A 19,592-nucleotide genomic window follows, 5' to 3' on the forward strand; every position below is an offset into this window, starting at 1 on the left:
TCGGCCTGCGCCGAACTTGCTCCGGCCACGGTGGTGGGAGTGAGGTAGTCGTCGGGGCCGATCGCGCCAGCGGTGCCGTGGTGGACGCTGCTGCTCGACCATCGCTTGGTGGGCTTTGGCGCCGGCTGGCTGTGAAGTTGTGGTTCAGGCGCAGGTAGACACCTTTCGGCGTTTGCGCGTAGTCGACTACGTGTGTCCTCGACCGCATCCCGTTGACGGGACCACCGTCCGCTCGAGGATCCCCCTCCGATGGCGTTTCGACTCCGAGATCATCCGCTGGGCGGCGGGACTCAACCGGCAACCCGCGAAGATGCGTCACCGACGTGTACTCGACGAAGAAGGGGCCAAGCGGCGGGCACCATTGCCTTGCGGAAGTTATCAAGGGAAGTGGTCGGAGACAGGTAGTCGACTGCTCATGCGCTGGATTCACTTCGCTCCCAAAATTGATTCGAGGCTCGCATTTCGAAGGGAGTGATAAGCACGGTGGATCTCGAGGTCGACCAGGCGTTGAACGCGGTCCCTCAAACCGTCGAGGATGCGGGGGGAAACAGCAGTTCGCTTGCGCTCTCGTCGGCAGCAGTCGGTATCGGAACCCCGCCCCCGGCAGAGCTGCTACAGGTTGCCGGAACCGTGCGGCTCGAGAGGACCGGCAGCCCGAAGCTGTCGATTCGGTCGCGGGGAAATGGCACCCAGCACTACAGCTTGCGCGCGACGAACGATGCTGATGCGGTCGGAGTCGCGCGCTTCGTGATCAGGAAAATAAGGAGTTTCCATGGCATTCCAGTACGGTCTCCTGCGGGCCGAAATTGACAGGGCCAAGCGCGAAGATGGCGAAGCCACCCCGCACCTACAGATCAGGGCGCTCGACGAAACCGGACAGCCGTGGCGCGTCGCGGTCAATGTGGAGTCCAGTGATGGCAGCGAGGTCGTCTTCTGGGTGGTCGACCCACTGATTGGGCACCCCATCCTCGGCTCGCTGGCGGCTGCACCGTCGGGCTTCACGCCAACCGCCGCCAACTCCGCGGCGTCGCTGGATTTCGTGAAGGCCCCGCTGTTCGACTGGACGTCGGGCCGGTCCCTGCCGCCCAGCGGCAGCGCCAACGCCGACGATCTGCAAGACCTGCTGACCTTGTACCTTGAACAGTGCAAGACGAGCGGGGGAGAGCTCTACGCCTTCGGCGCCAAGTTCGACCGCAACCTGCACAAGCCCATCGACGTCGAATTCGGGAACACCGACGGCCTGCACGGTATTCACAACATCCACCTCAACCAGGGCAATGTCGGCAGGCACGCCGACGACAACGGTGCATTTCACGATGGAGGACTGCTGCTGTCGTTCCCGGACCGGGTTGTGGCACTGGCGTTGGCCTTTCAGACCCAACGCATCCCGACCGACGCCGTCGGCGCGGCAGCGCCGGGTGCCAAACCACTGTCACAGATCATCGGTGCACGGCCCGGCACCCCGGTGACCACTTCCACGGTGTACCTGGAACGAGCACTGATAAACCCGGTCGGCGCCGACCCGGGCCGGGAAGCTGTCGTCGTCGGCAACCTCGCCACCACGACCGTGTCGTTACGCGGATGGCAGCTGGTAGACCGCAACGACCGAATTACGATCTTGGACACAGAGATTCCCGGCGGCGCGTCCGCCGTGATCGTGCTGGACGGCACAGGTGTGCAACTCGGCAACAACGGCGGCAACCTGATCCTGCGCGATGACCACACCCAGATGGACAGCGTCACCTATTCTGCCGAGGACGGCAAAGCGACCGACCGATACGTGCGTTTCCAGCGCTGAACGCCGGGACTATGAACTGACCGGTCCAGGCGACGAGTCCGCTCGGTTCAGTGAGTACTCCCTCCGGACTTCATGATCGTGTGAGTTGGCTGACTTGCCGCCGTCACCTCCGCTGTCGCTGCGCTGCCTGCAGACACCGAGCCAGTGACTGCAGCCAGGTATGAACGTTGTCGCTGGTGTAGTCGCGGTGTTCCTTTGACCTGACTCGCCCCGATCAAACAGCGGCAGAGGCAACCCGCCGACTCGCCAGCCCGTGGCTGACAAGTCGTCTCGCGTCGAACGTTGACGCCGGGGATTGCTTGCCAGGCCGTTCTACTGACGGGGCCGGATGATGATCGCCGCACGCTTGTACCAGAAATTGGCGGTGTTTCCTTCATTGCCCATGTAACCCTCGATTTCCGACGCGAACGGCTCCAGCGTCGACTTCGATTCGCCCGTACACAACTCCCCATCCCGGACCTCCCGCACAGCGGGCTCGCCGGCCGCCCCTGACCTGTTGATCAGCCACGTCAATGTGACGGTCGACCAGCGCAGCTCGCCGAGATCTTCCGATTCCGGGACCAAAGGAAGGCTGGAGCGCACCGGAAGGCTCGCGGGGTCATCGGCCACAGGCTCCACCATTTCCCCGTCTTCATCGAACTCCATGTCAGTGCTTTCGACGCATTTCCAGCCGTCCTCAACGCGCTCCCAACGCTGACGATAGATCCCCATCCACGAGGTGTAGTCCTCCTCGTAGGAATCCTCGACCTCCGCGAGCGCCAGCGACATGTCATATCCCGCGATGTCGGCCGCCGCGAGCATCATCCCCGCACGGGCAGCATCGCCGCCCTTGAGCTGATCCCACCCTATTCCGCGCTGGGAATACTGATGATCCAGCAGGTATACGAGTTGATGAGGTGGGCGTTTCACCGGCTGGCCGTGGCCAGACCACATCGACAATTCCATCGGTGTGGTGAAATGCGCGCGCAACTGCTCGGCTAGTAACGCGACCGACGGATGCATGGCGAAAGCGTCGGCGTCCGGGCCGGTACGCCCCTTCGCCACCAGGTTGTAGGTCAGCGTGATCCGGAAACCGTCGGTGACCGGCAGCACCTCGTGCTCGCAGTCGCCATAGAACGCGACGAAGGACAGCTCCTCCGGCGAACCCTGGTCGGTGACCTTCGTCCCCTGCTGCTCGATCACCAGCTCCCCACCGGTGAACGCCGAAGGCAGAGTCACCACCAACGTGCCGATCATGCCGTCGGCCTTCTCCGAATCCTGATGGCGCTGAAAGAATTGTCCCGACTCATACACCAGCATCGAATGCAGCTCCGCCGACAACTCGCAGTCCGGCGCCAGACCTAGCTCGGCCCGCAGTATGTCCAGCATGGGCAGCAACGTTTCGCGCCACTGCCGCTCGTCGACCGTTACCCGGTCCCGCGGAACCTCCCATGTGTCACGCACATTCGCGTCCAATAGGGTCTGCTCGCGCAGACCGTACCGCGCCGGCCGCGCGACCTCGCACAGTCGCCGCGCCTGAGTCGGCGTCACCGGCAACCGGATCGGCCCCACCCCATCTACCTCGATCACCAGGTTCTCCGCCGACCCCGTCCGACGCACAGCAAATGAACCCGCCGACGGCACCGAACCCATGAGCTCGCCGATCACCCGTAAAGTCTTGTCCGTCATGCACTTCTCCCAAGTTCGACAACGTTCGCGGGCATCCTCTCAGTGGTCTTACTGCGACCGACCGCAATTTCACAACGGCTTGCGCGCGGTCTGGGCCACCCAATCGGCGTTCGGCTCGATCGCATAGGGCCTTGTCGATTTCCGATCGATCCAACTCGGCTCGAGAAAGCCCTCGGAGTCCGAGCATGAGCGTCGGTAGAACCAGCAGTGATCGGCGCTGGTCTCGACGTCGGCTTTCCGTACGATCACCCAGCCACTGCCGTCGCCGCGCAAGCATTGACTGCGGCCATCGTCAGGGCATTCGGCCGAGGTGAAACCGGCGGTCTTGTTGAGCACGCTGGCCCTGCCGTTGTCCTCTTTCTCGCCAGCGAGAACGCGCAGGCGGTTCTTCGGAAGTACCGACGACATATCGCCTCCGTAGCCAGTAGCCCACACAGCGCGTACCCGCGGGTCGTGATTCGGAGCGAGGTGGGCGACAGCGCCGCCCTGGCTGTGCCCCCAGGCCGCAATACCCAAGTCGCAGTCGACATTGCCGAGTGCGCAGGCGACGTTGAGCAGACTGCGAGGCTCCTGGTTCGCGAACAGGCAACGGGATTGATTGCCGTGATCGCTGAACAATGCCAGCAGGCTGTTGTCGTACTCGATCGTGAGCGCGACGAAGCCGCGGCGGGCCATCGACTCGGTCACGGCGTCCGCTGCCGGCGCGTTCTCGCGGCGTTCGGTCTCGGTATCCTTGCCGATATTAGTGCCGACGAAGTAGAGAAACAACGGATAGCGTTCGGCGCCAGCAGGTTTCGGCTCGAATCCGCGGGTCTGATACTGCCGCTTACAGTCGGCGCTGTTGTCCACGGTTCCGGCATAGGTGGGAGGAGCCGCGATCTCTTGGATCGTCTCCAGGTTCTGCGCTGAGGACACCCCCGCTCGACCGACGCAAGCAAGAAGGAGCACAACTGCCCCTAGTAAGACCCCGATCCAGAACGGTCGCTTATGTGTTCGATCATGCGAATAGAGGCCCAACGTCACCTTGATCACCACAGTATGGAGACAATAGGTGGTTGGTGTCGAATGGGGTATCCGACGGGCTGTGCTGTTGCCATGTTGGTTCGGAGGGATCGGTTGACGCGTGTTGCCGGTGGTTTCGGTTGCTGGCCTTCGGGTTGCGCCCATGAACGAATTCGTCTGTAAGACTCGCGCAGTTCCACGATCTTCATGGGCGGCGTGCTGATCGGGTGTCCCATCGGTGGAGGATCCACGCTTTCCGGATCAGGCTACGCACGGTGATGATCGCGTCGGCGAGGTCGAGGAATGCGTCGGTGACGACCTCGCGGCGCTCGTAGCAGCGTTGAAGGCGGTTGAACGCGTTGTGCTAAGGGTTCATGCGCTCGATATGCCAGCGCCAAGCGGCCTGGATTGGTGCCTTCTCGCCCATTGGAAATGGACGCGCTGGGCTGCATCGGTGTGCCTTAGAGTGCCCTTGGTCGTGATGACATCGTCGCTCGCCGGTAGGTTGGCGAAGGGCACGAAGCGACCGATCCGCTCAACGAGATTGCCATGTCCACAGAATGCGGCAACCGACCGACAGGTGGGTGCCCGGAACCCGAACTATGGTGCTGTCATGTCGCCTGACAATCTTGTCGTCGCCGCGGTTGATGTCGGCAAGCTGGCGAACATCGGCTGGTGGCGAATCGCCGGAACCGACGCGTGTGGCGGACGCGATTTGGACGACCTCGTCGCCGGTCTCGCGGCCGACCTCGACGAAGGCCGGTCGGTCGCGCTGGGATTCGAAGCACCCCTGTTCATCCCGAACCCCACGACAGTTGGGGGGCTCGGGCGCCAGCGAGTCGGTGAGGCTGGGCGTCCCTGGTGTGCTGGCGCGGGAACCATCGCGCTTGCGTTCGGTGTGCAGCAGGCCTCCTATGTTGTGCACAGGTTCGCCGGGATGCTCGAGCGCCCGATACGGGCCGGGGTAGATGCGCCCGGTCTGCTCGATGGCTCACTCGATTTGCTGATCTGGGAGGCATTCGTGTCGGCCGGTTCCAAAGATCGCGCTGCCACCGACCCGCACATCTCCGATGCGCGAGCAGCGGCCGAGGAGTTCGAACGCCGCGCCCGCACCGGCGGTATCCGATCGGACATCGCCGACACCCATGTCCTGAATCTGGCCGCAGCGGCTCTGATCGCTTCCGGACTCGTAACCGATTCCGCCCTGCTGACGACGCCGTGCGTTGTGATCAAGTCGCCTCAGCTCTAAGGGTATCCGCCTCGAGCCCCGGGGTTCTCCGGCTGATTCGACTTCTCCTGGTGACCTTGACCAGACTCACACCGACCCCGCAGTACATTGATGCCTCAGCCTGCCCAGGAATCACTGGTAAATAAGCGATCAGCGGCTATGGGAGTGCGTTCTGGCGCATGCGACCCGGCACGACCCCTCGGTTCCGGCCGCCGCTGCCGCAGGAGGATGGGTGTTCTCAGTCCAGGTTCCGCGCATGCTGGGATGGCTGGCGATAGCCGTGGTCGCGATTACTGCCCTGCGGCGCGCGAAGACCGCCGATGTCCCTACCGTGGTCGCCGCACTTTCCGAGATCTGTTCGCCTGCGCGAGCGCGCTGTGGCATTGCCACATTCAGCCCTCGCGACAGGTGGCCGTGAATTCCCAGTTCCTCGTTCTGCTTCCCGCAACACCTTTGCCACTGTCCGCTCGGCCGCGTCACGCTCCGCCTTCAGTTGCGCGATGGTAGCCCCCTCCGGTGTATTTGCCGATGATCCGAGCGACCTCGGCCGACCCAGCAGATATCCGAAAGGCCCGGTCCACACGGACCGGGCCTTCGTCATCTCCGTCTAGTCGACGGTGTGATCCCGGATCTCCTTCGGGTCAGCGGACTTTGGTGCCGAGCAGATCGACCGGGATGATGACCGGGGGTGCGGCCAGGAGGGTGTCGGCGACGCCGACGAGGGCGGCGGCGATCTGCCCCTCGAGGTGCTCTTTTCGGCCCTGCTCATCGGCGAAGGTGTCGAAGACGCCGAAGGTGACGGCGTCCTGACGGAACGAGTACCAGGTGATGGTGTGTGGCTCCTGCTCGGCCAGTGCGGCGGCGTCGCGCAGCAGTGCCTCGACCTTGTCGGCATGTTCCGGCTTGGCTTCGATTCGGGCGAGCAGTCCGAGCTTCATGGTGGGTGGCTCCCTTTCCGGTATGACCGCCGGGCTTTCCGGCACACGCTAAAGCTACGTCCGGCAAATCGCGCACATCAGTGGCATATACGACGCTAATGATAGCGTTTACGTCATGGAGGTGTCGGTTCTGGTTTACGACGGCGTGTTCGACTCCGGACTTGCGGCCATCCTCGACGTGCTCGATGGTGCCAATGCCATGGCGCATGACGTCCCGGATCCGCCGACCTGGAACGTGACGACCATTGGTTTCGAACCGCAGATCCGCACGGGCGCAGGTCATCTCGTGGCCACCGAGCCGATCGAGCGCATCGAGAAGTCGGATCTGCTGATCGTTCCGGCGCTGGCCGAGCGGCGACCCGAGGCGCTGCTCGACCGGGTCGGCGGTATCGACCTCATTTCGGTCCGCCAGTTGATCGTCGATACATATAAGTGCGGCACGCCGATCGCGTCGGCGTGTACCGGGTCGTTCCTCCTGGCGGAGGCCGGAATCCTGGACGGCCGCCGGGCGACGACGAGCTGGTGGTTGGCACCCATCTTTCGCGCCAGATATCCCGCGGTCGACTTGGACCAAAGCCGGATGGTTGTCTCCGGCGACGGAATCACCACTGCCGGAGCGGCATTCGGCCACGTCGATCTCGCACTGGCCATCGTTCGCCTCCACAGCCCGACACTCGCCGACCTGGTCGCCCGCTATCTGGTGATCGATGAACGGCCATCGCAGTCGGTCTATACGATTCCGAGCGCCCTGGCCCAAAACGATCCTGTGGCGGCGGCATTCGAACAGTGGGTCCGGGAACATCTGGCCGATCCGATCGGCATTCCTGACGCCGCGAAGTCCCTGGGCGTCAGCCTCCGCACCCTGCAGCGCTGCATCCAACGCACAATTGGCACCTCACCCATTCGCTTCATCCAAGACCTCCGCATCGAACAGGCATCCCACCTGCTCCGCACGACCGACCTATCCCTGGAAGTCATCGCTCGCCGTGTCGGCTACGAACACCCCAACACGCTCAGAGTCCTCCTGCGCGAGCGCACCGGTAGAACCACAACCGACCTGCGCGGAATCTCGCCGTGAGAATCGATGTCACCCGATCACGCCGGGCCGCAGGCGAGGCGAAAGATCGAGGCTGGCGACCGGCATCTCCGCGGAATCCGTGTCGCGGATCCACAGCGTGAATTCTCATATACAGAGTGCGACTCCAATCTGGGACAGTTCCGGTATCGTCCTGCGTTACATGCGCATTGGGGTTGATAGCGTGGACTTCAACGTACTTGGGCCGATCCGTGTGCGACACGATGACGGAAGTGATCGGACGCCACGTCCGTTGAAGCTGCGGATGTTGCTGGCCTTGCTCATCGACAGTGCCGGCACGGTGGTATCGAGCGATCAGCTCATCAAAGGGCTGTGGAACGAATCACCGAGGACGGCGGGCAGCGCGCTTCAGGTCTATATCTCGCAACTGCGCAAGCATTTTCAAGGACAATCCGGGCTGATCGAGACGCGTCATCCGGGGTATGTCCTCTCGCTGTCGGATCATCGTTGTGATATTTCACAAGCGCGCACATTCAGATTCCGGGCAATGGCTGCGGAGGCGCGCGGCGACTTGTCCGAGGCATCGCTGCACCTGGATGAATACCTCGACCTGTGGACGGGGCCCACATTCGCGGATGTGCGCCAGACGACATGGCTCGAACAGATCGCCAAGGTGCAGGACGAGCATCGGGCGAACGCACAACAACGCAGAATCGAAATAGATCTGCGACTGGGGCGACATCAGGCACTTGTTCCCGAGCTGTACGCCCTGGCGGCGCAGAACGCGAACCGGCAGACGCTGTGGGGATACCTGATGCTTGCGTTGCACCGATCGGGCCGATCAGCCGAAGCGCTAGAGGTTTTCACAGAGCTGCGAAGCAATCTGGTTGCCAATCATGGGATCGAGCCGAACAGAGATCTGAAGGCTCTGCAACGCCAGATCCTGGAAGACGATTCGAGTCTGGATGATCGGCGGCTGATTCTCGGATTCCCCGCGCCGATCGCGGAACGCCGAGTAACTGATTGATCACCCACGGCCGAAGGCCAGGCAGACATTGTGTCCGCCGAAGCCGAAGGAATTCTTCAATGCCACCTCTATGAAGCCGGGGCGTGGCGTGCCGTGCACGATATCCAGGTCGACTTGCGGATCCTGATGCTCCAAGTTCAATGTCGGGGGGACTATCTGATCGCGAATGCTGAGTACGGTGAGCGCGGCTTCGACCGCTCCGGAGGCACCGAGCGCATGGCCGATCGCGCATTTCGGCGCGTATATCGAAGCATTGGTCCCGATCGCTGTGCTGATTGCCCTTGCCTCCGCGAGGTCGCCCACTTGTGTCGCGGTGGCATGTGCGTTGACGTGTCCGATATCGGACCGTGCCACCCCCGCTGTCCGCAAGGCTTTGGCCATGGCTTGCGCGGCATAGGTACCGCTGGGATCCGGTGCGACCGTGTTGTATGAGTCGGAGGTGATTCCCGCACCGAGTAGGCGGGCCTGAATCGTTGCGCCGCGGGCCTTCGCGTGAGTTTCGTTCTCGAGGACGAGGAGTGCGCCCGCCTCGCCGAGAACGAACCCGTCACGATCTCGATCGAATGGACGTGAGGCGGTGCGCGGGTCGCCCGCTCGGGTGCTCAACGCTCGCATCACGGCGAACGCGGCGAGGGGTACGGCACCGAAACTCTTTTCGACTCCGCCCGCAACGACGATATCTGCTTCATCGCAGGCAATCATTCGCCAGGCGTGCGCGATAGCCTCCGCACCGGAAGCGCACGCGGATACCGGCGTATGTATGCCGGCACGGGCGCCCAGCTCCAGTCCTACCGCAGCGGCCGCGCCATTGGGCATCATCCTTTGGACCGCAAGGGGCGAAACCTTCCGGTACCCACCTGTTTCCAGACTGTCGGTAGCGTCGACGATTACGTCGGCATCGCCGAGCGCCGTGCCGATCGCGACAGCGAGGCGATCGTTGTCCACGCCGGGACTGCCCGCCGCCTGCCATGCGATGCGCCCCAATGCAAGTGCCAGTCGCCCGGTGTAGGCCAATCGCCGTCGTTCGATACGGGTCAGCAGGGCTTGCGGCGGCTGTTTCAGTCTGCCGCCGATCGTTACCGGGAGCCGGTACCTGTCGACGAGATCGGTTTCGAGCTCGTCGATGCCGCTGTCTCCGTGTAACAGGCCTTGCCAAGTCGTCGCGAGGTCGCTCGCGAGGGATGTCATCGCGGCCATGCCGGTGACCACGACCGCCCGGCCTTTCGGTGTCGAACGCATGAATCAGGTAAGCGACAGGTTCCGGCTGCTGGCAATGCCTTTCGCTCCTAATTCCCGGGGCTATCTTTGTCGGCGACGACAAACAGGGCGAAAGATCGTCCGATGATATGCCGATACCAGGGCATTTCTGAAGTGCGCCTGAAACTGCGCTGAACCGCCGCTTTCGTCGCGCTGAAGCCCGGCTCGGAGAGGCTGATCTTCGCCCGACCGCGCAGTACTATTTGGCCCATCGTTGAACCGGCTCATCGTACAGTCGACGACGTTTGTATGAATGGGCGGTCGCAGTACCTGCCCGGGGGTGGATTCATGCCTTCTGCTGTTCCCGAAGCCGACGATGATCCGACCAGGGTCATAGCTGTGATCGGAATGGCCGGACGATTTCCTGGCGCACCCGATGTCGACAGTTTCTGGCGCCTCCTTGCCGATGGTCGTGAAGCGATTCGACCGGTTCCCGGCGAACGCTGGGACAGTGGTATCCGCTTGGATCCGGAACTTGAAATTCAGCGGGCCGGCGGATTCATCGATGACGTGGCACTTTTCGATGCCACCTTCTTCGGAATTTCCCCGAGAGAAGCGGAAGTCATGGATCCGCAGCAGCGGCTGATGCTCGAGACAGCCTGGTGCGCATTGGAGGATTCGGGAACGCCGGTGGCCAGTATCCGCGGAACACGAACCGGTGTCTATATCGGTGCGCTGTGGCACGACTATGAAATTCTGCGAAAAGAACGCGGGGTGCCGGTTACGCCGCACAGCTTGGCGGGCTGTGAACTGGATATGATCGCGGCGCGGGTTTCGTATTTTCTCGGGCTCACCGGGCCGAGTTTCGTTGTGACAAGTGGCTGTTCGTCCTCGCTTGTCGCACTACATGTGGCACGGCAGGCGTTGATTCTCGGCGAGGTCGATGCCGCGCTGGCCGGCGGAGTGAACCTGATCTTGACCCCGGACGCGTCTGTTGGGCTCACACATCTCGGCGCGCTGTCGCCGACCGGCCGGTGCCATGCGTTCAGCGGATCGGCCGATGGCTACGTCCGTGCTGAGGGCGTCGGTGCGGTGCACCTCAAGACACTCGACCGGGCGATCCGGGACGGCGACAGAGTGCGCGGATTGATCGTGTGGACCGAGGTCAACAACGATGGCGGCGGGGAAAGTGCCTTCACGCCGAATCCCGTTGCACAAGAGGACTTGTTGCGACGGGCCTACACCGCGTCCGGCGTGCCGATCGATCAGGTCGCGTATGTCGAGGCGCATGGTACGGGGACCAGCAGGGGAGATCCGATCGAGGCGTCAGCTATCGGGTTGGTGCTCGGTAGATCTCGGCGCCGTGGTCTCGCGCCGCTGCCGATCGGGTCGGTGAAGACGAATACCGGCCATCTCGAAGCCGCAGCGGCCATGCCCGGCGTGTTCAAGGCGTTGTTGTCCCTCGAACACGGCTACGTTCCCGCGAGTCTTCCTACGGGGCAACCGAATCCAGCGATTCCCTTCGAGGAACTGAACCTTCGGTTCGCCCACGACCGCATCCAGCTACCCGCGCGAGGACCTGTCTACCTCGGTGTCAACTCTTTCGGACTCGGCGGCACGAACGCGCACGTTATCTTGACGCGTGCACCCTCGTCACATGATGGCGGAAAGGCTGCGCGAGAGGTGTCCGGGTTGCCGGTGTTGTTGCCCTTTTCCGCGCACACCTCGGCGGCTCTGCGGCAGCGCGCCGGGGATCTCGCGGAGTTTGTCGAGCGGACACACGCGGATGTCGAGGCGCTGGCGAGCACCCTCGTACACCGACGTGATCACCTCGGGTTGCGTGCGGCGATGGTGGTGTCCGACCGCGATTCTCTCCTGAGTGCGTTACAACGGTACGCCGATGACTCCGAACCGGACACCGATGCCATCGAAACCGGACGGGCCGTTGATCATCGCGGTATCGCGTTCGTGTTTCCGGGCCAAGGCAGCCAGTGGGCGGGAATGGCGAAGCAGTTGATGGGGGTCGCGAGGTTCCGGGAGGTCATCGACAAGTGCGCGGGCAGTCTTGCGCCTTTCTACCCGTGGGACCTGAGGTCGGTGCTGTCCGGAGACCTGGCCGAGGGCTGGCTCGATCGGATAGAGATGGTGCAGCCGGCACTGTGGGCGACCATGGTCGCCCTGGCCGAGATGTGGCGAGCGGTCGGAATCGAACCCGGAGTCGTGGTCGGGCACAGCCAGGGTGAGATAGCGGCGGCCACCATCGCCGGAGCGCTGTCCTACGATGACGCGGCCCGCGTCGTGGCAAGCCGCAGTGCCATCGCGCGCCGGACCGTCGGGCACGGCCGGATGCTGGCAGTCGAGCTGAGCCGTCCGGACGCACTCTCGGCCCTCGCCGGTTTCGAGGACTCGGTGCACCTCGCCGCGCACAATGGTCCGTCGTCGTGCGTTCTGACCGGCCGCACCGACGCGGTGCTGCTGCTGAAGGAGATCCTCGAGGATTCGGGGACATTCTGCCGACTGGTCAATGTCGACTACGCCTCACACAGTCCGCAGATGGAGGAACTGCGCGCCGACCTGATGCAGGTGCTCGACCCGGTGGGTGCCCGCGAGACCACGATACCGATGTACTCGACCGTCGACGGCCGGCTGGTGTGCGGCCCCGACCTGGACGCGCGGTACTGGGTCGACAATCTGTGCCGCCCGGTGCGTTTCGCGGATGTCATGGCGGATGTGCTGGTGAATTCATCGGTCACGCACTGTATCGAAATCAGCCCGCATCCGGTGCTGACACCGGATATCGAGCAGCTGGCCGCACACCACGACCTGGACTCGACGGTTCTTACCACGCTGTACCGGGGCGCGGCCACACCAACGGATCTGGTGCGGGCGTTCGGCCGGGCCTACGTTTCCGGATTGACGCCGTTCGGGTTCTTCGACCGCACGTCGAATATGCCGATCCCGCACTATCCGTGGCAGCGACGACGGCACTGGGTGGGCCCGGCGCGGCGGCCGCTCGAATCGTCGCTGGCACAGACCCTGGTGCTGATCCCGGATGTCGTGGAACAGGATGTCCTGCAAGGCCGAATCGAACTGAACCTGGTCGCCCAGCCGTGGCTCCGGGACCACCGCGTCGGCGACGCAATCGTGTATCCGGGCGTGGCATCGCTGGCTCTGCTGGTGCAGGCGGCCGTGGAGCGGACCGGCGCGCCGCCCGCCGAACTCGACAGCATCGTGTTCCACGCCGGACTCACGCTGACCGAGGAGCCGACCCAACTCGCCCTCACCTGGCGCGAGGATGTCACCGGCGGCGCGAGCTGCGCCCTGCACTCGTTGGCGGCGAACGAGTCGTCGTGGCTGGAACACGCTACGGGCCGTGTGTGGTTCGAGCCGCGCGAGGAGGTCGCCGCGCCCTTCCCGGAGCTCGTGCTCGCGGCGTCGCAACGACCGGCCGAGGAGCACTACGCGACCAGCACCGCACGCGGACTCCGGTACGGTCCTTCCTTTCAGGGCATACGCCGCTTGTTCCGGACCGGCGCGGAGGCGTTGGCCGAAGTCGTGCTGCCAGGGAACTGCCGGGCCAGCGCGGAGCGCATCCATCCGCACGTCGCCCTGTGGGATGCGTGCCTGCAGACCGGGCTCGCGCTGTATCCCGGAACCCGGACGCTCGTTCCGGTCGGCGTCGAACGTGTGGTGTTCCTGCGGCGGCCGGACGAACCCATCACCAAGGCGTGGGCACACGCGGTGCGCCGAGCGGAGTTCTGCGATGTGCTGGTGTTCGATTCGGAGCGCCGTCCGGTGCTGGCGATGTACGGAATCCGCCTGCAGGAGCTGATCTCTCCCGATCCCGATCCCTCGACGAGGACGCTCGACTTCCGTTTCGAGGAAGCGGCGGCGGCTGCGCCGCCGCGATCCGCGCAGCCCTGCGTGCTGTGCGGTCCGAGCGAAGCCGCCGCGGCGATCGCGCGGCTGTCCACCGCCTTACTCGGCATGGGCGCGCCCGTCGAGACGATCGTTGTCGCGGACGACGACCCGCTGCCCGACCTCACAGCGGCGCTGCGGTCGGCGAGTGGCACGGAACTCGTGTTCGTGGCGACGCCTCCGGAACTCGGTGTGCACCGATACCGGCAAGGCCTATGGGCTCTCACCACCGTAGTGCGCGCATGCCTGCGGCTCGCGGCGCCGCCGCGGTTGGTGGTGGTGACGCAGCGCGCGCACTACGGTGCCGACGGCGACATCCCCGATCCCGGCAGCGCGATGTTCTGGGGGTTCACCAGGGTGCTGCAGAACGAACATCCGGAGCTGCGCCCGCGGCTGCTCGATGTCGCCTCCGCCGACGATTATCCGGAGGTGGCGCGCGAGATCCACCGTGCCGACAGCGATGACCAACTGCTGGTTCGCAATGGCCGGCGACTCGTCGGCCGACTCCGGTACGGTGCCGGTTCCCGGCTCGAGCTGCCCGCTGTCGCCTGGCAGACACCGCCTACGCCGTTTCGGCTGGAGGTCACGCGGCCGGGCTACTGGGACGGCGCCGAGTACCGGTCGATGCCGCGCCGCGCACCCGGTCCGGGCGAGATCGAAATCGAGGTCGCTGCCGCGGGACTCAACTTCGTCGATGTGATGAAGGTGATGGGTACTTATCCCGACCGCTCGCGCACAGGATTGCTGCTCGGTGGTGAATGCGCCGGCCGTGTCACCCGCGTGGGACCAGATAGTGGCGAGCTCGCGCCGGGCGATCGCGTTGTCGCGGTCACCATGGGCGCACTCGGATCCCACGTCGTCGCACCGGCGGCGCATGCGTGGAAGCTCGCCGACACCATGGCGGACGAGGACGCTGCCACGGTGTCGATCGCCATGATCACGGCGTGGTACGGACTGTGTGACCTCGCGCGCCTGCGGAAAGGCGAGACGGTGCTGATCCATTCGGCGGCCGGCGGCGTCGGTCTGGCCGCTGTGCAGATCGCCAGCCTGATCGGCGCGCAGGTGATCGCGACGGCGGGTAGCCCCGAGAAGCGGGAGTACCTGCACGCCAGCGGAATTGCGCACGTCCTGGATTCGCGTGAGCTGTCGTGGGGAGCGGAACTCTACGAAATCACCGGAGGCCGGGGCGTCGACGTCGTCTTGAATTCGCTGACCGGTGCCGCGATACCGATGGGGTTGGAAGCACTTGCCGAGGACGGACGTTTCATCGAGATCGGCAAGCGCGACATCTACGCGGGGCGTCGCATCGCACTCGCGCCGTTCCGGAAGGGTATCGGCCTCGCCGCGGTCGACTTGGACGGGATGATGCAGCGGCGGCCGAAGTTGTTTGCACGACTGATGCGAACAGTGTGGCAGTACCTTACCGAGGGTGCCCTGGAACCCATTCCGTGGCGGCGCTACTCGTTCGATGAGATCGGGGATGCGGTGCGCATGCTCGGATCCGGACAGCACCTCGGCAAGATCGTCCTCACGGATCCAGGGGCCGTGCGGGGAGTAGCGCCGAAACCACGGGACGGCAATCGGTTTCACGCCGACGCGACCTATCTGATCACCGGAGGCCTCGGTGCCCTCGGTCTTTCACTCGCAGACTTTCTGATCACCCATGGCGCCGGGACGATCGTTCTGCTGGGGCGATCGCGACCGGCGGGCGAGGTGCCGCAGCGCATTGCCGCGATGCGTGGTCGCGGCGCCCGAATCGAGTGCCGCACCGCCGATGTCGCGGACGAGGACGCGATGCGGTGTGCGATCGAGGAGATCCGGGCGGAGCTACCGCCGCTGCGGGGTGTGTTCCATCTGGCGGGCATGCTGGAAGACGCCACGATCGGCAATCTGGTCCCGGAGCAGATCGAGCGCGCGGCGGCACCGAAGGCTGCCGGCTGTGTCATCCTCGACCGGTGCACCCGCGGTGTGCCACTCGATCTGTTCGTGCTCTTCTCTTCTGCGGTTGTGCTCGTCGGCAACCCAGGCCAGGCCGCCTACGCCGCGGCGAACGCCTATCTGGATGCCTTCGCGGTGGCACGGCGGCTGCGCGGATTACCCGCCCTGAGCGTGCGGTGGGGAGCGTTCGATGCCATCGGACTCGCCGCCGCCGCGTCGAATCGCGGTGACCGCCTCGCGGATCGCGGAATTCAGGGCTTCGACGCCGACCAGGCGTGGACGGCGCTGCTGCGGATGGTCGATACGGATCGACCACTGGACGGGTACGCGCCGTTCGACGTGCGCAGGTGGTTCGATGCATACCCGTTCTGCGCCGCCGTGCCGGCCTGGCAGCAGCTGCGGCAGAGCGGCGCGGACGAGGGCGCGGCCGCGTCACCGACGAGCGAGTTCCGGAACCGGTTGCTCGCCGTGGCCCCACCGGAACGGATAGCCCTTGCCCTGCATCGTGTTCGCGAGTTGACAGCGCAGGTGCTCCGGCTCGATATCGAGCTGATCGAGAACGAAACTCCCTTGAAGTCCGCCGGATTGGACTCGCTCATGGCCCTGGAGTTACGGAACAGGATGGAGGCGACGTTCGGTCTGCGCCTGTCGTCGACATTCTTGTGGACGTTCGCCGTCCCGCGGTCGATCGCAGCCGAGCTGTGTGACCGGGTTTCGGCCGAGGCCACCGCTTCTGCTGCCCGGCCGTGGTGAGAGCCGCAGCGCATGATCGAACCAGCCAGCCCCGTCGCGGTCACGCCGATGAGCCGTGCGCTCGCCACGATCAACCGGCTCAAAGGTGAGTTGGCCGAGCGCACAGCCGACCAGCCACTCGCCGTGGTCGGTATCGGGCTCCGATTTCCGGGCCAGATCGACGATCTGGGCGCGCTGTGGCAGGCACTGTCGACAGGCCGCGATCTCACCGGAGACTTGCCGGACCGACGGCGGCAACGGTTTTCCGCGGAATGGGCGGGCTTGCCGCAACGTGGCGGCTTTCTCGGCGATGTGTTCGGCTTCGACGCGAAGTTCTTCAGTATCGGACCCCAAGAAGCCCGCGCCATGGATCCGCAGCATCGGTTGTTGCTGGAGGTCGCGTGGGAGGCCTTCGAAAACGGCGCCTGTGTCCCCAATAGTCGGCAGTCGAACCCGGTCGGGGTCTATGTGGGTATCAGCACCTTCGATTACCTCGACTGGCTCGGCACCGCCAAGGGGCCCTTCCTGGCACCGGGAGCCGGGCACTGTTTCGCGGCGGGCCGGATCGCGCACGTCCTGAATCTGACCGGGCCCGCGGTCGCGATCGATACCGCGTGCTCGTCGTCGCTGGTGGCGCTGCATCTGGCGCGGCAGGCAATCTGCCGCGGCGAATGCACGTCCGCGCTGGTCGCGGGCGTGAACCTGGTGTTGTCGCCCCGGACGACTCGGCTCCTGCACTACACCACCGCGCTGTCGCGACAGGGTGTGTGCCGGGCATTCGACGCACGGGCGGACGGTTTCGTGCGCAGCGACGGGGCGGCGGCAATTGTGGTCAAACGACTCTCGGATGCCGTGCGAGATGCCGATCGGATCCACGCGGTGATCGTCGGTTCGGCGGTGAATCAGGATGCCCGCTCCGCCGCCCTCACCGCGCCGTCCGCCCCTGCGCAAGCCGACGTCATAGGTCGCGCTTTGAAGGACGCCGGGCTGGGTGTGGCCGACATCGGGTTGATCGAAGCCCATGGCACCGGCACCGCGCTGGGCGACCCGATCGAGGTCGCGGGGATCGCGTCCGCTTTCACCGGCAATGGTGGTCGAAAGCTGTTCGTAGGGAGCTTGAAAGCGAATACCGGCCACATGGAAGCCGCCGCCGGAATAGGCGGACTGGTGAAAGTGATCGCGAGCCTGCAGCAGCGGACGATACCGCCGCTCGCGCATTTCACCACGCTCAATCCGCGAATCGACCTGGCACGGGTGCCCATCGCGTTCGCCAGCGAACCCACGCCATGGACCTCCGATATCGGCCGCTTCGCGGGAGTCAGTTCCTTCGGTATGAGCGGGACCAATGCTCACGTGGTCGTCGGGTCCGCGCCGGAGGAACAGCCCCGGGATCGAGCGCCCGTGACCGGGTTCGAGATCGGGGCGCAGACGCCGACCGCGCTGCGTGAGCTCGCACGTCGCTATCACACACATCTGGCCCACATGAGCGACCACGACTTCGCGGCGTTCAGCTACACCGCGACGGCAGTCGGCCGGCACCACCGTATGCGTGCTCGAATCGCGGCGCGGGACAGGCGCGCGGCCATGGCGGCCTTGCACTCGTTGACGGACGCGTCGTCGTTGTATTCGGTTGTCGCCGAACCAGAATCGCCGAATCCTCTCGATCGGGTGGTCGCCGATCTGCCGAATTATCCGTGGGAGCGGAAAGAGTACGTGCTGGGTTCTACCAGCTGAGCGGATACCGCATGGAGTCTCATATGTCCGAAGCAACGTCGAGCACGATCTCCTCGGTCCAGGAAGCGCTGTGGTGGGCCCAGCGGCTGGCACCGGATCTTTCGAACAATGTCGCCGGTTATATCGATGTCACCGGCTGCGTGGACCGAGCACTCTTGGCGGCCGCCCTTCGGGTGGTGGTCGCCGAAGTCGATGTGCTCTTCGTGAACTTCACCGAGGAGGCTCGCGGTCTACGCCGCATCGCGCGTGATGATCGCGGCTGGCGGCCGGTGTTCGTCGACGTCAGCGGTGCCGAGGACCCCCTGGCCAGCGCCCAGCGCTATATGGACGACTGTCTGCGCCTGCCGTTCGATCTGGCCGGTGAACTCCTGTTTCGCGGCGGCACGATCAAACTCGGCGAGGACCGGTATTTCCTGTTCGCCATCGCCCACCACATCGTGATCGACGGATATGGGCTGGGGTTGGTTGTGCGTCGTATCGCCGACGTCTATTCGGCGATGGCCCATGGTCGGTCGATACCGGATTCGGGATTCGCGGGCGCGGACACCATCGAGGCGGCGGAGCGAAAGTACCGGGAGTCGGGGCGTTTTGCCCGCGATCGAGCGTTCTGGGAGTCTTACACCGCCGACCTTCCGAGTCCCGTCGCGCTCTCCGGCCTCGCGGAACCGGGTGCGGCGCACACCATCCGGCACAGTGTCCGGCTGGCTGCCGACGAGGCGCACGACCTGTTGCAGGCGGCCGAGAGCAGTGGACTGTCGATGCCCGAAGTGCTGGCGGCAGCCGTTGCGGCGATGGTGCATCGGATGTCCGGCCGGGACGAGTTCATGATGCGCCTAGCGGTGGCGAACCGAACCGGTGCGGCCCGGCAGACACCCGGACTGATGTCGAATATCGTGCCGATCCGGATCGATATCGGATCCGGCCTCGGTATCGGGGAGATCGCCGGCACGCTCGGTGCGGAGCTGAGACAAGTCATCCGGCATGCGCGGTTTCCCTTCGCCGATATTCGCCGGATCGGGAATCCGGGCACCCTGCTGGGCAATCCCTTCGGTCCATTGCTGAACATCATCCCGTTCTCCGATGACGAGATCTATCTCGGCGATTTCGGTGTGCAAATCAATGCGCTGTCCTTCGGACCGGTCGATGACCTGGCCATTTCCGTCTTCTACGACAGACACAATGTCAAGAGTCTGAGTATCGAGGTGGATGCGAATGGTCTGGCCTATGGTGCCGAGGACTTGCGCAGGTATGGGGAAGTCCTGACCGCGATCCTGCGAGGATTCGTCGCCGATCCGGCGATTGCGGTGGGGCGCTTGGATTTGTTGAGTGTTGAGGAGTCTCAGCAGGTTTTGCGGGCTTGGAACGATACGGTGGTG

11 protein-coding genes and 1 pseudogene are annotated in these 19,592 nt (G+C 64.6%); 7 read left to right on the forward strand and 5 right to left on the reverse strand.

The genetic code is table 11. The features are described from left to right. Positions 1-772 precede the first annotated feature (772 nt). Positions 773-1,798, forward strand: a complete 1,026-nt coding sequence (locus tag AB0H61_RS25990; protein WP_357309224.1) for a DUF2278 family protein — start codon at positions 773-775, stop codon at positions 1,796-1,798. Positions 1,799-2,110: 312 nt separating this feature from the next. Here the strand turns inward: AB0H61_RS25990 and AB0H61_RS25995 are convergent, their stop codons facing one another. The 3 genes and pseudogenes from AB0H61_RS25995 to AB0H61_RS26005 form a co-directional block, all read right to left on the reverse strand. Beyond that, positions 2,111-3,445 (reverse strand): 2OG-Fe(II) oxygenase, encoded by a 1,335-nt coding sequence (locus AB0H61_RS25995; RefSeq protein WP_357309227.1) that lies wholly within the window; start codon positions 3,443-3,445, stop codon positions 2,111-2,113. A gap of 90 nt (positions 3,446-3,535) precedes the next feature. Continuing rightward, positions 3,536-4,501, reverse strand: coding sequence for a hypothetical protein (locus AB0H61_RS26000; protein ID WP_357309230.1), 966 nt, complete (start codon positions 4,499-4,501; stop codon positions 3,536-3,538). Between the two features lie 172 nt (positions 4,502-4,673). Next, positions 4,674-4,892 (reverse strand): annotated as a pseudogene (locus AB0H61_RS26005) (IS5/IS1182 family transposase); the annotation flags it as partial. An 81-nt stretch (positions 4,893-4,973) separates the two neighbouring features. On the opposite strand from AB0H61_RS26005, the gene AB0H61_RS26010 reads away from it, so the two are divergent. Then, positions 4,974-5,717 carry a hypothetical protein gene (locus AB0H61_RS26010; RefSeq protein WP_357309232.1) on the forward strand — a complete coding sequence of 248 codons (744 nt, stop codon included), beginning with the start codon at positions 4,974-4,976 and terminating at the stop codon, positions 5,715-5,717. Between the two features lie 620 nt (positions 5,718-6,337). On the opposite strand, the gene AB0H61_RS26015 is transcribed toward AB0H61_RS26010, so the two are convergent. Then, positions 6,338-6,634: an antibiotic biosynthesis monooxygenase gene (locus AB0H61_RS26015; RefSeq protein ID WP_357309235.1), complete on the reverse strand. Its 297-nt coding sequence runs from the start codon at positions 6,632-6,634 to the stop codon at positions 6,338-6,340. A gap of 115 nt (positions 6,635-6,749) precedes the next feature. Here AB0H61_RS26015 and AB0H61_RS26020 point away from each other — a divergent pair, with 115 nt between their 5' ends. Beyond that, positions 6,750-7,712, forward strand: a complete 963-nt coding sequence (locus AB0H61_RS26020; RefSeq protein ID WP_357309238.1) for a helix-turn-helix domain-containing protein — start codon at positions 6,750-6,752, stop codon at positions 7,710-7,712. A gap of 181 nt (positions 7,713-7,893) precedes the next feature. After that, positions 7,894-8,697 (forward strand): AfsR/SARP family transcriptional regulator, encoded by an 804-nt coding sequence (locus AB0H61_RS26025; RefSeq protein ID WP_357309241.1) that lies wholly within the window; start codon positions 7,894-7,896, stop codon positions 8,695-8,697. On the opposite strand, the gene AB0H61_RS26030 is transcribed toward AB0H61_RS26025, so the two are convergent. Beyond that, positions 8,698-9,936 carry a KasA/KasB family beta-ketoacyl-ACP synthase gene (locus tag AB0H61_RS26030; protein WP_357309244.1) on the reverse strand — a complete coding sequence of 413 codons (1,239 nt, stop codon included), beginning with the start codon at positions 9,934-9,936 and terminating at the stop codon, positions 8,698-8,700. Positions 9,937-10,242: 306 nt separating this feature from the next. Here AB0H61_RS26030 and AB0H61_RS26035 point away from each other — a divergent pair, with 306 nt between their 5' ends. From AB0H61_RS26035 to AB0H61_RS26045, 3 genes are all read left to right on the forward strand, one after another. After that, a complete protein-coding gene (locus tag AB0H61_RS26035) occupies positions 10,243-16,503 on the forward strand; it encodes a type I polyketide synthase (protein WP_357309247.1) in 6,261 nt (2,086 codons plus the stop codon). A 12-nt stretch (positions 16,504-16,515) separates the two neighbouring features. Continuing rightward, entirely contained in the window at positions 16,516-18,216 is a 1,701-nt protein-coding gene (locus tag AB0H61_RS26040) for a beta-ketoacyl synthase N-terminal-like domain-containing protein (RefSeq protein ID WP_357309250.1), read from the forward strand. A 23-nt stretch (positions 18,217-18,239) separates the two neighbouring features. Further along, on the forward strand, positions 18,240-19,592 hold a 1,353-nt coding region (locus tag AB0H61_RS26045), incomplete at its 3' end, for a condensation domain-containing protein (RefSeq protein ID WP_357309253.1).

Source organism: Nocardia sp. NPDC050710 (assembly GCF_040654375.1).
In the GTDB taxonomy this organism is placed as follows: Bacteria; Actinomycetota; Actinomycetes; order Mycobacteriales; family Mycobacteriaceae; genus Nocardia.